This window comes from Streptomyces sp. NPDC058052, assembly GCF_042885515.1.
Classification (GTDB): Bacteria; Actinomycetota; Actinomycetes; order Streptomycetales; family Streptomycetaceae; genus Streptomyces.
The window spans coordinates 197,459-212,936 of record NZ_JBHVRX010000002.1 but is presented as its reverse complement, the minus strand read 5'-3'; the positions used below and the strand labels follow the sequence as shown (position 1 = coordinate 212,936).

The following is a 15,478-nucleotide window of genomic DNA, read 5'->3' as shown; positions in this document are numbered from 1 at the left end:
CTTCCATGGAAGTCAATCGCTGGGTCGTGCTGACCGCCGTCGCGCCGGTGGCCTGGGGAGCGAACTACTACGTCACCCACGAGTTCCTGCCCGCGGACAGCCCGCTCTACGGAGCCGCCCTGCGCGCGCTGCCCGCCGGCGCGGTGCTGCTGGCCCTGTCGAGGAAACGGCCCCGCGGGGCGTGGTGGTGGCGCTCCGCGGTGCTCGGGCTGCTCAACGTCAGCCTGTTCTTCGTCCTCGTGTACGCCGCCTCCCAGCTGCTCCCGACGAGCGTCGCCTCGACGGTCATGGCGGTGTCGCCGCTGGCGATGATGCTCATCGCGTGGGCCCTCGTGGCGGAGCGGCCCGGCGCCGCCCACCTCGCCGGGGCCGTGACCGGCCTGACGGGCGTGGCCCTGATGCTGCTCACGGGGGCCGGCGGGATCAGCGGCCCCGGAGTCCTCGCCTCCGTCGCCGCCATGCTCGTGTCGGCCTTCGGCCACATCCTCGCCAAGCGGTGGACCACCGACGTCGACGTGCTCGCCTCGACGGCCTGGCAGCTCACCGCGGGCGGGCTCGTCCTGCTCCCGGTCGCCGCCGTCGTGGAGGGCGCGCCGCCCGCGCTGTCCCCCTCGGCGCTCCTCGCCTTCGCCTACGTCTCCCTGATCGCCACCGCCCTCGCCTTCACCGTCTGGTTCGCCGGGCTGCGGCACCTCCCCGCCGCGACCGTCGGCCTGCTCGGCCTGCTGAACCCCGTCACCGGGGTCCTGCTGGGCGTGGCCGTCGCCGGCGAGGGACTGACGGTCCAGCAGCTGGGCGGGCTGGGACTCGTGCTGTGCGGCGTGTTCCTCGGCAGACCGGCGCCCGCCGGGCGCCGGCGGGTCCGGCGGCGGATCCCCGCCCGCCCCACCGGCCCCGGGTCCGGCGCGCTCCGGAAGGAACGGCCTACCGGCGGGCCTCCAGCCAGGTGACGCGGGTGACGGTCACCGTCTCCGGGTCCCCGGTGAACCACTCGACCAGCACGGGATGGCCGGGGACGTCGAGGTCGTACACATCGCCCCACTCGTCGGTGGGGCTCGCCCCGGGCGGCACCGTGCCGCGTTCGTGCGCCTCCGCGACGGCGGCCAGCACCCGGACGGTCGCGGCGAACGCCTCGGGAGCCCGGGCGGACATGGCCGAGAGGACCGCGGCGGCCTGATCGGTCGACCCGTGGCTCACCGGGCCCCGCCGAGCGCGGCGAGCACGGCGTCCAGCGGTCGTACCCCGGCGCGTTCACCGGTCCGCAGCGCGGCCGCCCGTGCCCGGTCCGCATCGGTGCGCCGGGTGTCGGCGACGGCCCGCAGATGCCAGCGGTCCATCACCGCCAACTGCTCGTCCCCGGCCTGCGCCGCGAGCAGCTCCTCCAGGAACGGCCCCTCACGGCCCGGCGCGAGCGCCGCCGCGATCGCGTGGGCGGTACGGGGGACGCCGGGCTCGGCGGGACGGGGGACGCCGGGCTCGGCGGGACGGGGCACGAGACCCATCGCGGGCTCTCCTTCCGTGCGGACGCGGCTCTCTGACCGGTCGTCCGATCCCACGGTAGACCAGCGTCCGGCCCGAGGGGCCCGTCCGCGGAGTGCGCCCCGGGAGGCCGTCGCACGGCCGCGCCCTCGATCTCCAGCAGACTTCTCTCCGTCGTCCGGCCTCCTGGACCCGCCGTCGCCGTCACCCGGCCCGAGCACGACGCCGCCCGGCTGGGCCGCTCCGCCGCCAACTCTTTGTGCGACAAGGGCGATCGGCCGCATGATGGAGCGTGAAGCGCTTCGATCCGGCGCGCGGCGATCAGGCGGGGGCCTGGGACAGGGGGGCGGAACGGTGGAGGGTGTGGAACTGCTCAGAACGGCGGGCGCGTGGTTCTTCATCGTCGGGGGAGGACTCCTCGTCCTCGCCTCCCTGACCGTCCGGCGTCAGACCTCGGGCGGCATCCGCCGCCTCCAGGCGTTCACGGGACTGTGCGGGATCACGCTGGGAGTCCTGGACCTGCTGCGCACCTGACACCGGCCGTGGCCGCGCCCGCGAGAGCTGCTAGTTCTCGCTGAGCGGGTAGTCCGGGCTCCAGCCCGTCGCGAGGGGGTCCGAGGCCGCGGCCGCAGGGAAGTCCGGCCATTCGAGGGTGGCCGCCGAGACGGGCGGCACTCCGTCCCCGGTACCGGCGGCCGTGGCCGGCCCCGCACCGGCCAGGCTCCAGCCGAGGGCGACGGCGGCGACCGCCCCCGCGTATCCACGCCTCATGATGTCCCCCCACGACGGCTCGTCCCGTACGGGGAGCGTCCCACGGGCCCGGCCGGTCCGCCAGGCCCCACCGGGTCCAGCCCTCGCGAGCGGGCGCGGCCCGTCCCCGGACGCCGCCGAGGCGTGGGGGGAGCGCGGACCGGTCCCGGAGCGGAGGGCCGGCGGCGGTCCCCGCCGCTATCGTCGTCCGTCGTGACCGGTACCGAGTGGCTCCCGCTCCCCCTCCTGTTCCTCGACGTCGACGGCCCGCTGATCCCGTTCGGTGCGGAGCCCGGGGAGTATCCGACGTTCACGGCGGCCCTGGGGCACCCCCACGCGCTGCACGGGGTCGACGTGAGCCCGCTGCTGTCCCGGATCGATCCGGCGCACGGGACCCGGCTCTCCGCGCTGCCGTGCGAGGTGGTGTGGGCGACGACGTGGGGGGACGACGCCAACGAGGCCGTCGGCCCGCTGCTCGGGCTGCCGCGGCTCGCCGTCGTCGACTGGCCGGAGCCCTCCGACGCCGACGAGGACGAGGACGAGCGCGAGGGGATCCACTGGAAGACCCGGCCGCTCGTCGCGTGGGCGGCGGGGCGGCCGTTCGTCTGGATCGACGACGAACTCACCGGCCGGGACCGCGCCTGGGTCGCCGCCCACCACCCGGGCCGCGCCCTGCTCCTCCGGGTGGACGCCCGCGTCGGCCTCACGGACGCCGACTACGCGACGGCCGGCGCCTGGCTGCGCCAGGCCCGCCCCCGGACGGCCTGAACCGCCGGCCAGGCCCGCCCCCGGACGGCCTGAACCGCCGGGCCGGGCGCGCCCCCGGACGGCCTGAACCGCCGGGCCGGGCGCGCCGGCCCGCCGCGGACGGTCTCAGGAGACCGGCCCGACGCCCTCCGGGACGCGCAGGGGCGCGGCGGTGGCCGCGACGACCTGCTCGACGGTGACGCCGGGGGCGAGTTCGGCCAGGACGAAGCCGTCGGGGGCGACGTCGACGACGGCGAGGTCGGTGACGACCCGCTGGACGACACCACGGCCGGTCAGGGGCAGGCCGCACCTCTCGACGAGCTTGGGGGTGCCGTCCTTGGCGGTGTGCTCCATCAGCACGATGACCCGTCCCGCGCCGTGGACGAGGTCCATCGCGCCGCCCATCCCCTTGACCATCTTGCCGGGGATCATCCAGTTGGCGAGGTCGCCCGTGGAGGAGACCTGCATGGCGCCGAGGACCGCGGCGTCGATGTGCCCGCCGCGGATCATGCCGAAGGAGAGGGCCGAGTCGAAGAAGGAGGCCCCGGGCAGGGTCGTGACGGTCTCCTTGCCCGCGTTGATCAGGTCGGCGTCGAGTTCGTCCTCGGTCGGGTAGGGGCCGACGCCGAGGATCCCGTTCTCGGACTGGAGGACGACCTCGACACCGGGCGGGAGGTGGTTGGGGATGAGGGTGGGGAGCCCGATGCCGAGGTTCACGTAGCTGCCGTCGGTCAGTTCGAGGGCGGCGCGGGCCGCCATCTGCTCGCGGGTGAGGGCCATCAGGCGTCGCCTTCCTGTCGGACGGTACGGCGCTCGACGCGCCGCTCGGCGGCGGGGTCGCCGGGCGTCACCCGGACCACGCGCTGGACGAAGACGCCGGGCAGGTGGACCTCGTCGGGGTCGAGCTCGCCCGGCTCGACGAGGTGGTCGACCTCGGCGACGGTGATCCGGCCGGCCATGGCGGCCAGCGGGTTGAAGTTGCGGGCGGAGGAGCGGAAGACGAGGTTGCCGTGGCGGTCGCCGACGGTCGCCCGGACCAGCGCGAAGTCCGTCGTGATGCCCTCCTCCAGCAGGTGCGGGCGGCCGCCGAACTCCCGGGTCTCCTTCGGCGGGGACGCGACCGCCACCGTGCCGTCGGCCGCGTACCGCCACGGCAGCCCGCCCTCGCCGACCTGCGTCCCCGTGCCCGCCGGGGTGTAGAAGGCGGGGATGCCGGAGCCGCCGGCCCGCAGCCGTTCCGCCAGCGTGCCCTGCGGGACCAGCTCGACCTCCAGCTCCCCGCTCAGGTACTGGCGGGCGAACTCCTTGTTCTCGCCGACGTACGAACTCGTCATCCGGGAGATCTGCCCGGCCGCCAGCAGCAGCCCGAGCCCCCAGTCGTCGACGCCGCAGTTGTTCGACACGATCCGCAGATCGTCGACCCCCCGCTGCCACAGGGCGTCGATCAGCGTGCCGGGTATCCCGCACAGCCCGAAGCCGCCCACCGCGAGGGACGCGCCGGCCGTGATGTCGGCCACCGCCTCCGCCGCGCTCGCGACCGTCTTGTCCAGACCCATACGGACCCTTTCCCTCAGGCGACCGGCGCCGCCCCGCGGGCCGGCACCGGTGACCGCTACGACCGATGGGCAGCGAGCCTAGGCAGGGGCCCCGGGGCACGCCCATGGCTGTCGTCCACACACCGGCCCCGGTGGAGGTGGTGCCGACCACCTCCTCCGAGACGCGGACCCGAGGAGGAGCGGACCGCCCGCACGCCGGCGCGAGGGGGACCCGGCACGGCCCGCTCCGTGCCGGGCCCCGTCGTGCTGCCCTGAGCGGGTGGTGCCGCCCACCACCATCGGGCGTCCAAGAATGGGCGATACGCCCATGTGTCGGGCCGAAACGGCGTCATAGCCTCTCGCGCGTCCCAGAAACCCGACCCCCGGAGGCACCCCGATGCGTCTCTCCCCCGGCTCCCCGCCAGGCGTACCGCTCCGCAACACCCTCACGGCCCTCGCCGTCGCCGCCCTCGCGGTCACCGCCGTGCCCGCCGCGGCCGCGCCCGGCTCCGGCACCGGCGGCCCGGCCGGCCACTGCGCCCGACTGCACCAGATCCGCGTCCCGGGCGCCGAACTCCAGCGGGCGGACTGCCTGGACGAACTGACCACGGCCGGCACCGTCGCCTCCGGGCACACCGATCCGGCCGACTGGGCGGGACTCACCCCCAAGGACCTGCCCGTCCCCGGCGGAGTGCCCGGCATCCAGATCGACGGCTACTTCCCCGACACCTCCACCACCAACACCAACCACGGCTGGAACCACGACGCCCAGTTCGTCATCCGGCTGCCCGACCGGTGGAACGGCGGCCTCGTCGTCGCCGGCACCCCCGGCAACCGCGAGCAGTACGCCAACGACCGGGCCATCGCGGACTGGGTGCTCGCCCGCGGTTACGCGTACGCCGCCACCGACAAGGGCAACACCGGGCTCGCCTTCCACCGCGACGGCCGCGCGCCCGGCGACGCGATCGCCGAGTGGAACGACCGCCTCACCCAGCTCACCCGCGCCGCCAGGTCGGCCGTCGCCCAGCGCTACCACCGGCCCCCGGCCCGCACCCTGGCCACCGGGATGTCGAACGGCGGCTACCTGGTGCGCTGGCAGCTGGAGAACCACCCGGAGCTGTACGACGGCGGTGTCGACTGGGAAGGCACCCTCTGGCGCGCCGACGGCCCCACCCTGCTGGACTTCCTGCCCAAGGCCCTGCGCGCCTACCCCGTGTACGCGGCGGGCGGCGAGGGCGCCGAACAGGCGCGCCGGGACCTCCACGCCGCCGGCTTCCCGGCCGGTTCGGAGTTCCTGTGGCCGTACCACCACAAGGTCTACTGGGACCTCACCCAGCGCATCTACCGCGAGGAGCTGGACCCCGGCTTCGACGGCGCGACCGAGGCCGGCACCCCGTACTGCGCGACCGGCACACCCGCCTGCGACACCGACTACGACTACGCGGCCCGGCCCGCGGAGGTCCGGCGGGCCGTCGAGAGGATCGCCCTGACCGGGCGCATCGGGAAACCCCTCGTCACCCTGCACGGCACGCTCGACACCCTCCTTCCGATCGGCGAGGACTCCGACGTCTACGCGCGCATGGTGCGCGATGCCGGCCGGGGACCGCTGCACCGCTACTACCGCATCGAGGGCGGCACCCACACCGACTCGCTGTACGACATCTTCCCGGACAAGCTGCGGCCGCTCGTGCCCTGCCACCGCAGCGGCTTCACCGCGCTGGAGGACTGGCTGTCCCGGGGCGTCCGCCCGCCGGCCTCCAAGACCGTCGCCCTGCCCGCCGCGGCGGACCCGACGGCGCTCGTGAACCGCTGCTCGCTCGGCCGCTAGAGCCCTCCGGGGGCCTCGGCCGGCGTCCGGCGGCGAACCCTTGAGGCCGCCTATGGTGGCCGGCACCACTGGAATGCGTCACTTTATGGTGGCCCCTTCCATGGGAGGGCCCCGGACCTCTCCCTACTGTTTCCGGCCATGACGAACACATTTCCCAGTCCGGTTCCCCTGCCGGCCACCGCGGCGACCGACCTGAGCGGCCGCACCGCCCTGGTGACCGGCGGCGGCAGCGGCATCGGCCGGGCCTGTGCCCTGGCCCTGGCGCAGGCGGGGGCCGTCGTGCACGTCGTGGACCGGGACGGCGCGGCCGCCAGGGCGGTCGCCGAGGCCGCCGGCGGAAAGGCGCACGAGGTCGACCTCGCGGACCGGGCCGCGATCGACCTCCTCCCGGCCGACGTCGACATCCTCGTCAACAACGCCGGACTCCAGCACGTGGCCCCGCTCACGGAGTTCCCCCCGGAGCGCTTCGAGCTGATCCAGAACGTGATGGTCACCGCCCCGTTCCTGCTCATGCGGAGGACGCTGCCGTCCATGTACGCACGGGGCTGGGGCCGGATCGTCAACGTGTCCAGCGTCCACGGTCTGCGGGCCAGCGCCTACAAGGCCGCCTACGTCGCCGCCAAGCACGCCCTGGAGGGGCTCAGCAAGGTCGCCGCCCTTGAAGGCGCCCCGCACGGCGTGACCAGCAACTGCGTGAACCCCGGCTACGTCCGGACCCCGCTGGTCGAGGGCCAGGTCCGCGACCAGGCCGCCGCCCACGGGATCAGCGAGGGCGACGTGCTGTCGAACGTCATGCTGGCCCGCTCACCCGTCAAGCGGCTCCTGGAGACCGAGGAGGTCGCCGCCGCGGTGCTCTGGCTCTGCGGTCCGCACTCCGGCTACCTCACCGGCGCGTCCCTGCCGCTCGACGGCGGCTGGACGGCGGGCTGACCCCCATCGCCCGCCCGGCCGCGGCCGTACCCCCGCACCACGCGTACCCCCCCCGCACCACCCGTACCACCGCACCGCGCTCGTCCCGTCCCCGTCCGTCCGTTCGTGAAACCGGTGAACCCATGTCTGACACCACCACCAAGCCGAGAGGCGGCATCGGCCGCATCGTCGGAGCGAGCCTGATCGGCACCACCATCGAGTGGTACGACTTCTTCCTGTACGGCTCGGCCGCCGCGCTCGTCTTCAACACGCTGTTCTTCCCCAGCGCCGACCCCCTGGTGGGCACGCTGATCGCCTTCATCACGTACGCCATCGGGTTCGCCGCCCGGCCGCTCGGCGGCATCGTCTTCGGGCACTTCGGGGACAAGATCGGACGCAAGAAGCTCCTGGTCGTCAGCCTCCTGATGATGGGCGGCGCGACCTTCGCGATGGGCCTGCTGCCCACCTACGAGACGATCGGCATCGGCGCGCCGATCCTGCTGACCGTGCTGCGCCTGGTCCAGGGCTTCGCGCTGGGCGGCGAGTGGGGCGGCGCCGTCCTCATCGTCTCCGAGCACGGCGGCGACAAGCACCGCGGCTTCTGGGCGTCCTGGCCGCAGGCCGGCGCCCCGGGCGGCAACCTGCTCGCCACCGGTGTCCTGGCCCTGCTGGCCGCCGTCCAGTCGGAGGCCGACTTCCAGGCATGGGGCTGGCGCGTCCCGTTCCTGCTGTCGGGCCTGCTCGTGGTGATCGGCCTGTGGATCCGCGTCTCGGTCTCCGAGTCCCCGGTGTTCCTGGAGGCCCAGGCGAAGGCCGAGGCGGCCGCCGCCGCCGGCGTCAAGGAGGAGGCCCCGGTCGTCGAGGTGTTCCGGCGCAGCTGGCGCGAGGTGCTGTCCGCCATCGGCACCCGCTTCGGCGAGAACATCTCGTACTACATCCTCACCTCCTTCCTCCTCGTGTACGTCACCGTCCACCTGGAACTCCCCAAGAGCACCGCGCTGAACGCCGTCCTCATCGGCTCGGCGATCCACTTCGTCACCATCCCGCTGTGGGGCGCGCTCTCCGACCGGATCGGCCGCCGCCCGGTGACCCTCATCGGCTCCGTCGGCATGGCGGTGTGGGCGTTCGCCTTCTTCGGGCTCGTGGACTCGAAGTCGTTCGCCGTGATCACCCTGGCCGTCACCGCCGGCCTGCTGCTGCACGGCGCGATGTACGGCCCGCAGGCCGCGTTCATCTCCGAGATGTTCGACACGAAGGTCCGCTACTCCGGCGCCTCCATGGGCTCGCAGCTCGCCTCGATCATCGCCGGCGCCCTCGCCCCGATCATCGCGGTGGAGCTGCTGAAGGAGTACGACTCCTCCACCCCCATCGCCGTCTACCTCTGCGCGGCGGCCGTGGTCACCACCCTCACCGTGGCCGTCACCCGGGAGACCCGCGGCCGCGACCTGGCCCGCGGCCGGGACGAGCAGCCGGCCGACACCCCGTCCGTGGTCACCGCGGGCGACCGGGCCTGACCCCCGTCACACCGCCGGCCCGGTCCGCCGTCCCCCGAGGGAGGACGGCGGACCGGGCCACGACCGGCTTCCGGCCGGCCGCTGCCCCCGCCCCCACCGACCGACCCGCGAGGAGGTCCCATGACCACCGGCCGCCGCACCGACGCCCTGACGTCCGCGTCCACCGAGGCGGCCCGCCGGATGCTCGACCTGCTCGCCGCCGGCGCCCCCGCCGAGGAGGTCGCCGCCCAGCCCGCCCGCTCACGGGCCGGCGGGGCCGCGAGCGGGGACCTCGCGTGGATCGAGGAGACCACCCAGGTCGCCCTGTCGGTGCGGAGGGTCCTCGACCAGTACCGTCGCCGGGAGACGGAGCTGGTCGCGCTCTTCGACACCGCCGGCGACCTCGCGCGGCTGCGGGACCTCGACGGCGTGCTGCGCGCCATCGTCCGGCGCGCCCGCACGCTCCTGGGCTCGGACGTCGCCTATCTGACCCTCAACGACCCGGCCGCGCGGGACACGTTCATGCGGGTCACCGAGGGATCCGTCTCTGCGGCCTTCCAGCAGTTGCGGCTCGGCATGGGGGAGGGCCTGGGCGGGCTGGTGGCGCAGACCGCCCGCCCGTACGCGAGCACGGACTACCGCACCGACCACCGCTACCGGCACACCGGGACCATCGACGACGGCGTGGCGGAGGAAGGGCTCCGCGGCATCCTCGGCGTCCCCCTGCGCCTGGGCGAGGAGGTCATCGGCGTGCTGTTCGCGGCGGACCGCACCCCGCGCGAGTTCACCCCCGACGCCATCGCCCTCCTCGCCTCGCTCGCCGACCACGCCGCCGTCGCCATCGACAGCGCCCGCCGGCTGGAGGCCACCGGCACCGCCCTCGCCCGGCTCGAAGCCGCCAACGCGACCGCCCGCGCCCACAGCGAGGCCCTCCACCAGGCGTCCGACGCCCACGACCGGCTCTCCAAGCTGGTGCTGCGCGGCGCCGGCACCGACGAGGTCGCGGCCGAGATCGCGATGCTGCTCGGCGGGGGAGTGGCCGTGCACGACACCGACGGCAGCGAACTGGCCCGGGTCGGCACCGCCCCCGTCACGCCCTCCGCGGCGAGCCTGGCGGCCTCGCGCACCGAAGGCCGCGCGGTCCGCGCCGGCGGCGTCTGGACCTGCGCCGTCCTGGCAGGGGCGGAACCGCTGGGCAGCATCGTCCTGACCGGCCGGGGCGACCTGCCCGAGGCGGACCGCCGCCTCTTCGAACGGTCGGCGCTGGTCACGGCGATGCTCCTGCTCATCCGCCGCTCCGTCGCCGAGACCGAGGACCGGGTGCGCGGCGAACTCCTCGACGACCTCCTCGCGGGCCCCGCCTCCTCCGCCCACTGGGACGGCGGGAGCCTCACCCTCCGCGCCCGCCGCCTCGGACTCGACCTCACCCGGCCCCACGCCGTCGCCGTCCTCGACTGCGCGCCCGTCCTGCGCTCCCGGCTCGCGGCGGAGAACGCCAGGACCGCCCGGCGGCTCGGCGGCCTGGCGGGCACCCGGCACGGCCACACCGTCCTGCTCGCGCCCTGCGACCGGCCCGGCCTCCTCGCCCGCGGCCTCGCCGCCGACCTCACCCGCGTCGTCGGCTCCCCCGTCACCGTGGGCGCGGCCGGTCCCGGCACCGGCCCGGAGCAGCACGCCGCCCGCCACGCGGAGGCCCTGCGCTGCCTGACCGCGCTGCACGCCCTGGGCCGTACCGGCGAGGGCGCCGACATCGCCGACCTCGGCTTCATCGGCGTCCTCCTCGGCGACCGGGCCGACATCGCCCCGTACGTCGACCGGGTCCTCGGCCCCGTCCTCGCCTACGACGCGGAGCGCGGCACCGACCTCGTCCGCACCCTGCACGCCTACTACGACCAGGGCTCCAGCCTCTCCCGCGCCAAGGACGCCCTCCACGTCCACGTGAACACGGTCGTGCAGCGCCTCGACCGGGTCGCCCAGCTCCTCGGCCCCGACTGGAACACCCCGGCCAGCGCCCTGGAGATCCACCTGGCGCTCCGTCTCCACCACCTCACCCGCGGCGGCACCGGGGCTCCTCCGCCGCGGTGAGCGGTGCCAGGCGCCGGCCGGCCGTTGCTACCTTTCATTTCGTCGAGTGAAAGCACCGCGCTTCACTCACAAGGAGAGGGGGCAGCAGTGCTGACCGAGGAACGGCGCGAGGCGATCCTGCGCATGGTGGAGCGCCAGGGATCGATCACGGTCAAGGAGGCCGCGGCAGAGATGGGCGTCTCCGCCGTCACCGTCCGGCAGGACGTCCGTGACCTGGCGAACCGCGGGCTCGTCGTCCGGGTCCACGGCGGGGCGATGTCCCCGGCCGCCGCCGGACAGGCCGCCGCTCCCGCCTCCGGTGCGGACCGGTCCGCACCCCGGCAGGGGCCCTCGCTCGGCCTGGTCGTCCCGCCGGGCGACTACTACTACCCCGAGATCGTCCGCGGGGTGCAGGAGGCCGCCCGCGCGCAGGGCGTCCGCGTCGTGCTGGCCGTCTCGGGGGAGACGCTCGCCGAGATCCGGGAGCAGACACGGCGGCTCGTCGCGGCCGGTGCCGAGGGCCTGCTCCTGATGCCGCGGGCCGGGATCGAACCCGCGGAGGAGGTCGAGCGCTGGCTGGCCGCCCTCGACACCCCGGCCGTCCTCGTCGACCGCCGTTTCGCCGGGCACGCCGGACGCCTGGAACAGGTGGCGTCCGACCACGCCCACGGCGCCGGCCTCGCCGTCCGCCACCTCGCCGGCCTCGGGCACGGAAGGATCGCCCTGATCGCCCGGGCCGAGAGCCCCAACACCCTGCTGATCAGGGAGGGTTACGCGGCCGCCTGCCGGGATCTGGGGCTGGCGGAGGGCCCGGAGTACCGCATCGAGGGGGCCGAGGGGCCGTCCTCCGCCGCCTGGTTCGAGGAGCTGGTCCGGGCGGTCGGCAAGGGCGACGTCCGGGCCGCCCTGGTCCACAACGACCTCGACGCCGTCACCCTGGTCGGCCTCCTCCAGGCGCGCGGCCTGCGCGTCCCCGACGACCTCGCCGTCGTGACGTACGACGACGAGGTCGCCGAGCTGAGCGACGTGCCCCTGACCGCCGTGGCACCCCCCAAGAGGGCCGTGGGGGCCTGGGCGGTCGAGCTCCTGCGCCGGCGCCTCGCCGATCCGTCGGCGCCCCTGGCCGAGCTGCTGCTCCGTCCGGAGCTCCGCGTCCGCGCCTCCAGCGGGTCGCCGGCAGGGAACTGACCCCCTTTCTGCTTTCATTTGCTTTCACTTCAATGCAAGTGAAGCCAAAGTCATTGACGAGTGAAAGCAGGCTGGCGAATGATGCCGTTCGACGCCCCAGCGAACGAACGGTGTACGCCATGTTGCGCAGAACAACGACCGCCCTGATCTGCTCCCTCGCCGCCTTCGGCCTCCTCGCCACCGGCTGCGCGGGAGCGGACGACGGCGCCGCCCCGAGCGCGGACAGGACCGGCAAGGTCACCTTCTGGTCCTTCGTCAAGGGCTCCGACCAGGTGGCCGCGGCCTTCAACCGCAGCCATCCGGGCATCGAGGTGACGTTCGAGACCGTGCCGTCGGGCCAGGAGTACTACTCCAAGCTCACCAACGCCGTGAAGGCGGGCACCGCCCCGGACGTCGCCGTCGTCGAATACCCCCACCTGCCGGAGTTCGCCGCCCAGGGCAAGGTCGAGGACCTGAGCGGAGCGCTCGGCCCGGTCGTGAAGGACCGGTTCCCCGACGCGGCCCGTCAGCTGGTGGAACTGGGCGGCAGGACCTGGGGCGTCCCCCGCGACGCGGCCCCCCTCATGCTCTTCTACCGCAAGGACTTCTTCACCCGGCACAAGATCCCCGTGCCCACCACCTGGGACGCCTACCGGTCCATGACCGAACAGGTGCGGAAGGCGGACCCCGGCGCCCGCGGCGGCGTCCTCTTCACCGACAACCCCGGTCTGCTCACCGCCTACGCCTGGCAGGCCGGCGGCCGGTGGTTCGGCGCGGAGCGGGACTCCTGGAAGGTCGCCGTCGACGACGCCCCCTCCCAGAAGGCCGCCGCCTACTGGGGCGACCTCGCCCGCGAGGACCTCGTCCACTCCCTGAGCTCGCTGGACCCGTTCTGGACCAGCGTGCAGAAGAACCGGACCGTCGCCTACGTCTGCGCCAGCTGGTGCGCCGGGGCGCAGCAGGCCACCGTCCCCGACCAGAAGGGGAAGTGGGCCGTCGCGCCCGTGCCCACCTGGAACGGCACGCCCGCCTCGGCCATGTACGGAGGCTCGTCCTTCGTGATCCCCAAGGGCGCCCGCAACAGCGGAGCCGCCGCCGAGTTCATCAAGTGGATCACCACCGACCCCGAGGGCATGAAGGCATGGGTGTCCTCCGGCACCAGCAGCCTCTTCCCCGCCGACCCCACGCTCGTCCCCGTCACCAGGGCCGCGTTCGGCACGGAGTACTACGGCGGCCAGGACGTGTACGCGGTGGCGAAGGCGTCCTACGACGCCGTCCCGCCCGGCTGGAGCTGGGGCCCGGCCATGGCCGCCACCAACACCGCCCTCGTGGACGAACTCCCCAAGGTCGCCGACGGCACCGTCACCCTGCCCGACGTCCTCACCCAGGTCCAGCGCACGACGGTCGAGCAGATGCGCCGGCGGGGCATGCGGGTCACCGCCCCGTAGCTCCCGCGCCCCGCGTCCCGCGCCCGCGTCACTGCGCCCCGCGCCCCGCGCCAGCGCCCCGCGCCCCGCGCCAGCGCCCCGCGCCCCGCGCCAGCGCCCCGCGTCCCGCGCCTGCGCCCGCACCCGTAACCCGCGCCCGCACCCCGCACCACCCGCCCCGCCCCGCCCCGAAAGGCCGTCATGGCAGCACCCTCCACGCGAGGGCAGCGCGGCACCGCCGCCCTGCTCCTGTCCCCCTTCTTCGCCCTCTTCGCCGCCGTCACCCTCGCCCCGCTGCTCTACGCGGCCTGGCTCAGCCTCTTCACCACCCGCACCTCGGGCCTCGGGTTCGGCGGGACGGAGAGCGTCTTCGCCGGCTGGGACAACTACGGACGGGCCCTCGCCGACCCGGAGTTCCGCGACGGCTTCCTCGTCGTCGCCGCCTACTGCGCCGTCTACATCCCCGTCATGATCGGCGGCGCGCTCGCCCTCGCCCTGCTCCTGGACAGCGGCCTCGCCAAGGCACGGTCCTTCTTCCAGCTGGCGCTCTTCCTGCCCCACGCGGTCCCCGGCCTGATCGCCGCGCTGATCTGGGTGTACCTCTACACACCCGGCCTCAGCCCGGTCATCGACCTCCTCCGGTCCGGCGGCCTCGACATCGACTTCCTCTCCGCCGACAACGCCGTCCTCTCCGCGGCCAACATCGCCGTCTGGGAGTGGACCGGCTACAACATGGTCATCTTCTACGCGGCCCTCCAGGCCGTGCCCCGCGAGACGCTGGACGCGGCGAAGGTCGACGGCGCGGGCGCCCTGCGGACCGCGCTCTCCGTCAAGGTGCCGATGATCCGCTCCGCGATCACCCTCGCCGTCCTCTTCACCGTCATCGGGTCCATCCAGCTCTTCACCGAGCCGAAGGTCATCTACAACGCGTCCACCGCGATCGGCAGCAGCTGGACCCCCAACATGTACGTCCAGACGGCCGCCTTCCAGAACAACGACTTCGGCCTCGCGGCGGCCGCGTCGCTGCTGATCGCCCTCTTCGCCGCGGCGCTCTCCTTCGTCGTCACCCGAATCTCACGCCGCGGGAGCCAGCCGTGACCAGCCCCTCCACCCTGCCCGGATCGCCCCTGCCCTCCTCGTCCCCGCAGCCCCCGCCCACCGGGCGCACGGCGTCCCCCCGGCCCTCCCGGCCCGCCGCGAACCCCGCGCGCCGCCGCGCCCGCAGGCAGCCGACGGCCCTGCTCTCCCGGGCCGGCGTCACCGCGATGCTCGCCCTCGCCACCGTCTACACCCTGGCGCCCCTCACCTGGCTGCTGCTCTCCTCCACGAAGAGCCGCGGCGACCTCTTCGGCACCAACGGCTTCGCCCTCGGCCGCGAGCTCCACCTCACCGAGAACCTGGCGCACCTCTTCTCCGCCGACGGCGGCGTCTACCTGCGCTGGATCCTCAACACCGTGGCGTACGCGGGCGCCGGCGCCCTCCTCGCGGCCCTCTTCGGCGTCGCGGCCGGATACGCCTTCGACAAGCTCGCCTTCCCCGGCAAGGAACGGCTCTTCTCCCTCGTCCTGCTCGGCGTGATGGTGCCGGGCACCGCGCTCGCCATCCCGCTCTATCTGCTCGCCGCCGAGGCCGGCCTGGTCAACACCTTCTGGGGCGTGTTCCTGCCCGGCCTCGTCTTCCCCTTCGGCGTGTACCTGGCGCGCGTCTTCAGTGCCGCGTACGTGCCGGACGAAGTCCTCGAAGCCGCGCGGATGGACGGCGCGGGGGAGTTCCGCGCCTTCTGCCGCATCGCGCTCCCCATGCTCGCGCCCGGCTTCGTCACCCTCTTCCTCTTCCAGTTCACCCAGATCTGGAACAGCTTCTTCCTCCCCCTGGTGATGCTGTCGGACCAGGACCTGTACCCCGTCAACCTCGGCCTCTACGTCTGGTACTCCTCCGCCCTCTCCCAGGGCCACCCCGAGGACTACCTGCTCGCCGTCGTCGGCTCGCTGGTCGCGGTGGCCCCGCTCATCGCCGTCTTCCTGATGCTCCAGCGGTTCTGGAAGTCCGGCATGACCGCCGGCGCCGTCAAGTAGCCCT

The 15,478-nt window shown here is 74.3% G+C and carries 16 protein-coding genes; 11 read left to right on the top strand and 5 right to left on the bottom strand.

Features of this window, described 5'->3' with window-relative positions; translation table 11 throughout:
* The first annotated feature begins 5 nt into the window (after positions 1-5).
* Complete coding sequence (locus tag ACFVU3_RS03570; protein ID WP_390063295.1) at positions 6-950, top strand: EamA family transporter; 945 nt, start codon at positions 6-8, stop codon at positions 948-950.
* On the opposite strand, the gene ACFVU3_RS03565 is transcribed toward ACFVU3_RS03570, so the two are convergent.
* Positions 925-1,152, bottom strand: coding sequence for a hypothetical protein (locus ACFVU3_RS03565; RefSeq protein ID WP_390063294.1), 228 nt, complete (start codon positions 1,150-1,152; stop codon positions 925-927). The genes ACFVU3_RS03570 and ACFVU3_RS03565 overlap by 26 nt on opposite strands.
* Before the next feature lie 41 nt (positions 1,153-1,193).
* On the bottom strand, positions 1,194-1,502 hold the full coding sequence (locus ACFVU3_RS03560) for a hypothetical protein (protein WP_390063292.1): 309 nt from the start codon (positions 1,500-1,502) through the stop codon (positions 1,194-1,196).
* 340 nt (positions 1,503-1,842) lie between these two features.
* On the opposite strand from ACFVU3_RS03560, the gene ACFVU3_RS03555 reads away from it, so the two are divergent.
* On the top strand, positions 1,843-2,013 hold the full coding sequence (locus tag ACFVU3_RS03555) for a hypothetical protein (RefSeq protein WP_390063291.1): 171 nt from the start codon (positions 1,843-1,845) through the stop codon (positions 2,011-2,013).
* Positions 2,014-2,043: 30 nt separating this feature from the next.
* On the opposite strand, the gene ACFVU3_RS03550 is transcribed toward ACFVU3_RS03555, so the two are convergent.
* Complete coding sequence (locus ACFVU3_RS03550) at positions 2,044-2,250, bottom strand: hypothetical protein (protein ID WP_390063289.1); 207 nt, start codon at positions 2,248-2,250, stop codon at positions 2,044-2,046.
* Positions 2,251-2,442: 192 nt separating this feature from the next.
* Between ACFVU3_RS03550 and ACFVU3_RS03545 the strand changes: the two genes are divergently transcribed.
* The gene (locus ACFVU3_RS03545) at positions 2,443-2,997 is read left to right on the top strand and encodes an HAD domain-containing protein (RefSeq protein WP_390063288.1); all 555 of its coding nucleotides are present in this window, start codon (positions 2,443-2,445) and stop codon (positions 2,995-2,997) included.
* 105 nt (positions 2,998-3,102) lie between these two features.
* Here ACFVU3_RS03545 and ACFVU3_RS03540 read toward each other — a convergent pair whose 3' ends face one another.
* Together ACFVU3_RS03540 and ACFVU3_RS03535 are read right to left on the bottom strand one after the other, a co-directional pair.
* On the bottom strand, positions 3,103-3,756 hold the full coding sequence (locus ACFVU3_RS03540; protein WP_390063286.1) for a CoA transferase subunit B: 654 nt from the start codon (positions 3,754-3,756) through the stop codon (positions 3,103-3,105).
* Positions 3,756-4,532, bottom strand: coding sequence for a CoA transferase subunit A (locus ACFVU3_RS03535; protein ID WP_390063283.1), 777 nt, complete (start codon positions 4,530-4,532; stop codon positions 3,756-3,758). Before ACFVU3_RS03535 ends, ACFVU3_RS03540 begins: the two co-directional genes overlap by 1 nt.
* Before the next feature lie 376 nt (positions 4,533-4,908).
* On the opposite strand from ACFVU3_RS03535, the gene ACFVU3_RS03530 reads away from it, so the two are divergent.
* The 8 genes from ACFVU3_RS03530 (at position 4,909) to ACFVU3_RS03495 (ending at position 15,474) form a co-directional block, all read left to right on the top strand.
* Positions 4,909-6,339 carry a tannase/feruloyl esterase family alpha/beta hydrolase gene (locus ACFVU3_RS03530; RefSeq protein WP_390063281.1) on the top strand — a complete coding sequence of 477 codons (1,431 nt, stop codon included), beginning with the start codon at positions 4,909-4,911 and terminating at the stop codon, positions 6,337-6,339.
* Between the two features lie 138 nt (positions 6,340-6,477).
* On the top strand, positions 6,478-7,269 hold the full coding sequence (locus ACFVU3_RS03525; RefSeq protein WP_390063280.1) for a 3-hydroxybutyrate dehydrogenase: 792 nt from the start codon (positions 6,478-6,480) through the stop codon (positions 7,267-7,269).
* Positions 7,270-7,391: 122 nt separating this feature from the next.
* The gene (locus ACFVU3_RS03520) at positions 7,392-8,762 is read left to right on the top strand and encodes an MFS transporter (RefSeq protein ID WP_390063278.1); all 1,371 of its coding nucleotides are present in this window, start codon (positions 7,392-7,394) and stop codon (positions 8,760-8,762) included.
* A 120-nt stretch (positions 8,763-8,882) separates the two neighbouring features.
* Positions 8,883-10,826, top strand: a complete 1,944-nt coding sequence (locus ACFVU3_RS03515) for a helix-turn-helix domain-containing protein (RefSeq protein WP_390063276.1) — start codon at positions 8,883-8,885, stop codon at positions 10,824-10,826.
* 87 nt (positions 10,827-10,913) lie between these two features.
* Positions 10,914-11,993: a substrate-binding domain-containing protein gene (locus ACFVU3_RS03510; RefSeq protein WP_390063275.1), complete on the top strand. Its 1,080-nt coding sequence runs from the start codon at positions 10,914-10,916 to the stop codon at positions 11,991-11,993.
* 119 nt (positions 11,994-12,112) lie between these two features.
* Entirely contained in the window at positions 12,113-13,420 is a 1,308-nt protein-coding gene (locus ACFVU3_RS03505; protein WP_390063274.1) for an ABC transporter substrate-binding protein, read from the top strand.
* 180 nt (positions 13,421-13,600) lie between these two features.
* Positions 13,601-14,497 (top strand): carbohydrate ABC transporter permease, encoded by an 897-nt coding sequence (locus ACFVU3_RS03500; protein WP_390063273.1) that lies wholly within the window; start codon positions 13,601-13,603, stop codon positions 14,495-14,497.
* Complete coding sequence (locus ACFVU3_RS03495; protein ID WP_390063272.1) at positions 14,494-15,474, top strand: carbohydrate ABC transporter permease; 981 nt, start codon at positions 14,494-14,496, stop codon at positions 15,472-15,474. The genes ACFVU3_RS03500 and ACFVU3_RS03495 overlap by 4 nt, the downstream gene beginning before the upstream one ends.
* The last annotated feature ends 4 nt before the right edge of the window (positions 15,475-15,478 follow it).

Bases quoted from the DNA above. Each gene is read 5' to 3' on its own strand.
- ACFVU3_RS03570 (WP_390063295.1), top strand. From the start codon at position 6: ATGGAAGTCAATCGCTGGGTCGTGCTGACCGCCGTCGCGCCGGTGGCC.
- ACFVU3_RS03565 (WP_390063294.1), bottom strand. From the start codon at position 1,152: ATGTCCGCCCGGGCTCCCGAGGCGTTCGCCGCGACCGTCCGGGTGCTG.
- ACFVU3_RS03560 (WP_390063292.1), bottom strand. From the start codon at position 1,502: ATGGGTCTCGTGCCCCGTCCCGCCGAGCCCGGCGTCCCCCGTCCCGCC.
- ACFVU3_RS03550 (WP_390063289.1), bottom strand. From the start codon at position 2,250: ATGAGGCGTGGATACGCGGGGGCGGTCGCCGCCGTCGCCCTCGGCTGG.
- ACFVU3_RS03540 (WP_390063286.1), bottom strand. From the start codon at position 3,756: ATGGCCCTCACCCGCGAGCAGATGGCGGCCCGCGCCGCCCTCGAACTG.
- ACFVU3_RS03535 (WP_390063283.1), bottom strand. From the start codon at position 4,532: ATGGGTCTGGACAAGACGGTCGCGAGCGCGGCGGAGGCGGTGGCCGAC.
- ACFVU3_RS03530 (WP_390063281.1), top strand. From the start codon at position 4,909: ATGCGTCTCTCCCCCGGCTCCCCGCCAGGCGTACCGCTCCGCAACACC.
- ACFVU3_RS03525 (WP_390063280.1), top strand. From the start codon at position 6,478: ATGACGAACACATTTCCCAGTCCGGTTCCCCTGCCGGCCACCGCGGCG.
- ACFVU3_RS03520 (WP_390063278.1), top strand. From the start codon at position 7,392: ATGTCTGACACCACCACCAAGCCGAGAGGCGGCATCGGCCGCATCGTC.
- ACFVU3_RS03515 (WP_390063276.1), top strand. From the start codon at position 8,883: ATGACCACCGGCCGCCGCACCGACGCCCTGACGTCCGCGTCCACCGAG.
- ACFVU3_RS03505 (WP_390063274.1), top strand. From the start codon at position 12,113: ATGTTGCGCAGAACAACGACCGCCCTGATCTGCTCCCTCGCCGCCTTC.
- ACFVU3_RS03500 (WP_390063273.1), top strand. From the start codon at position 13,601: ATGGCAGCACCCTCCACGCGAGGGCAGCGCGGCACCGCCGCCCTGCTC.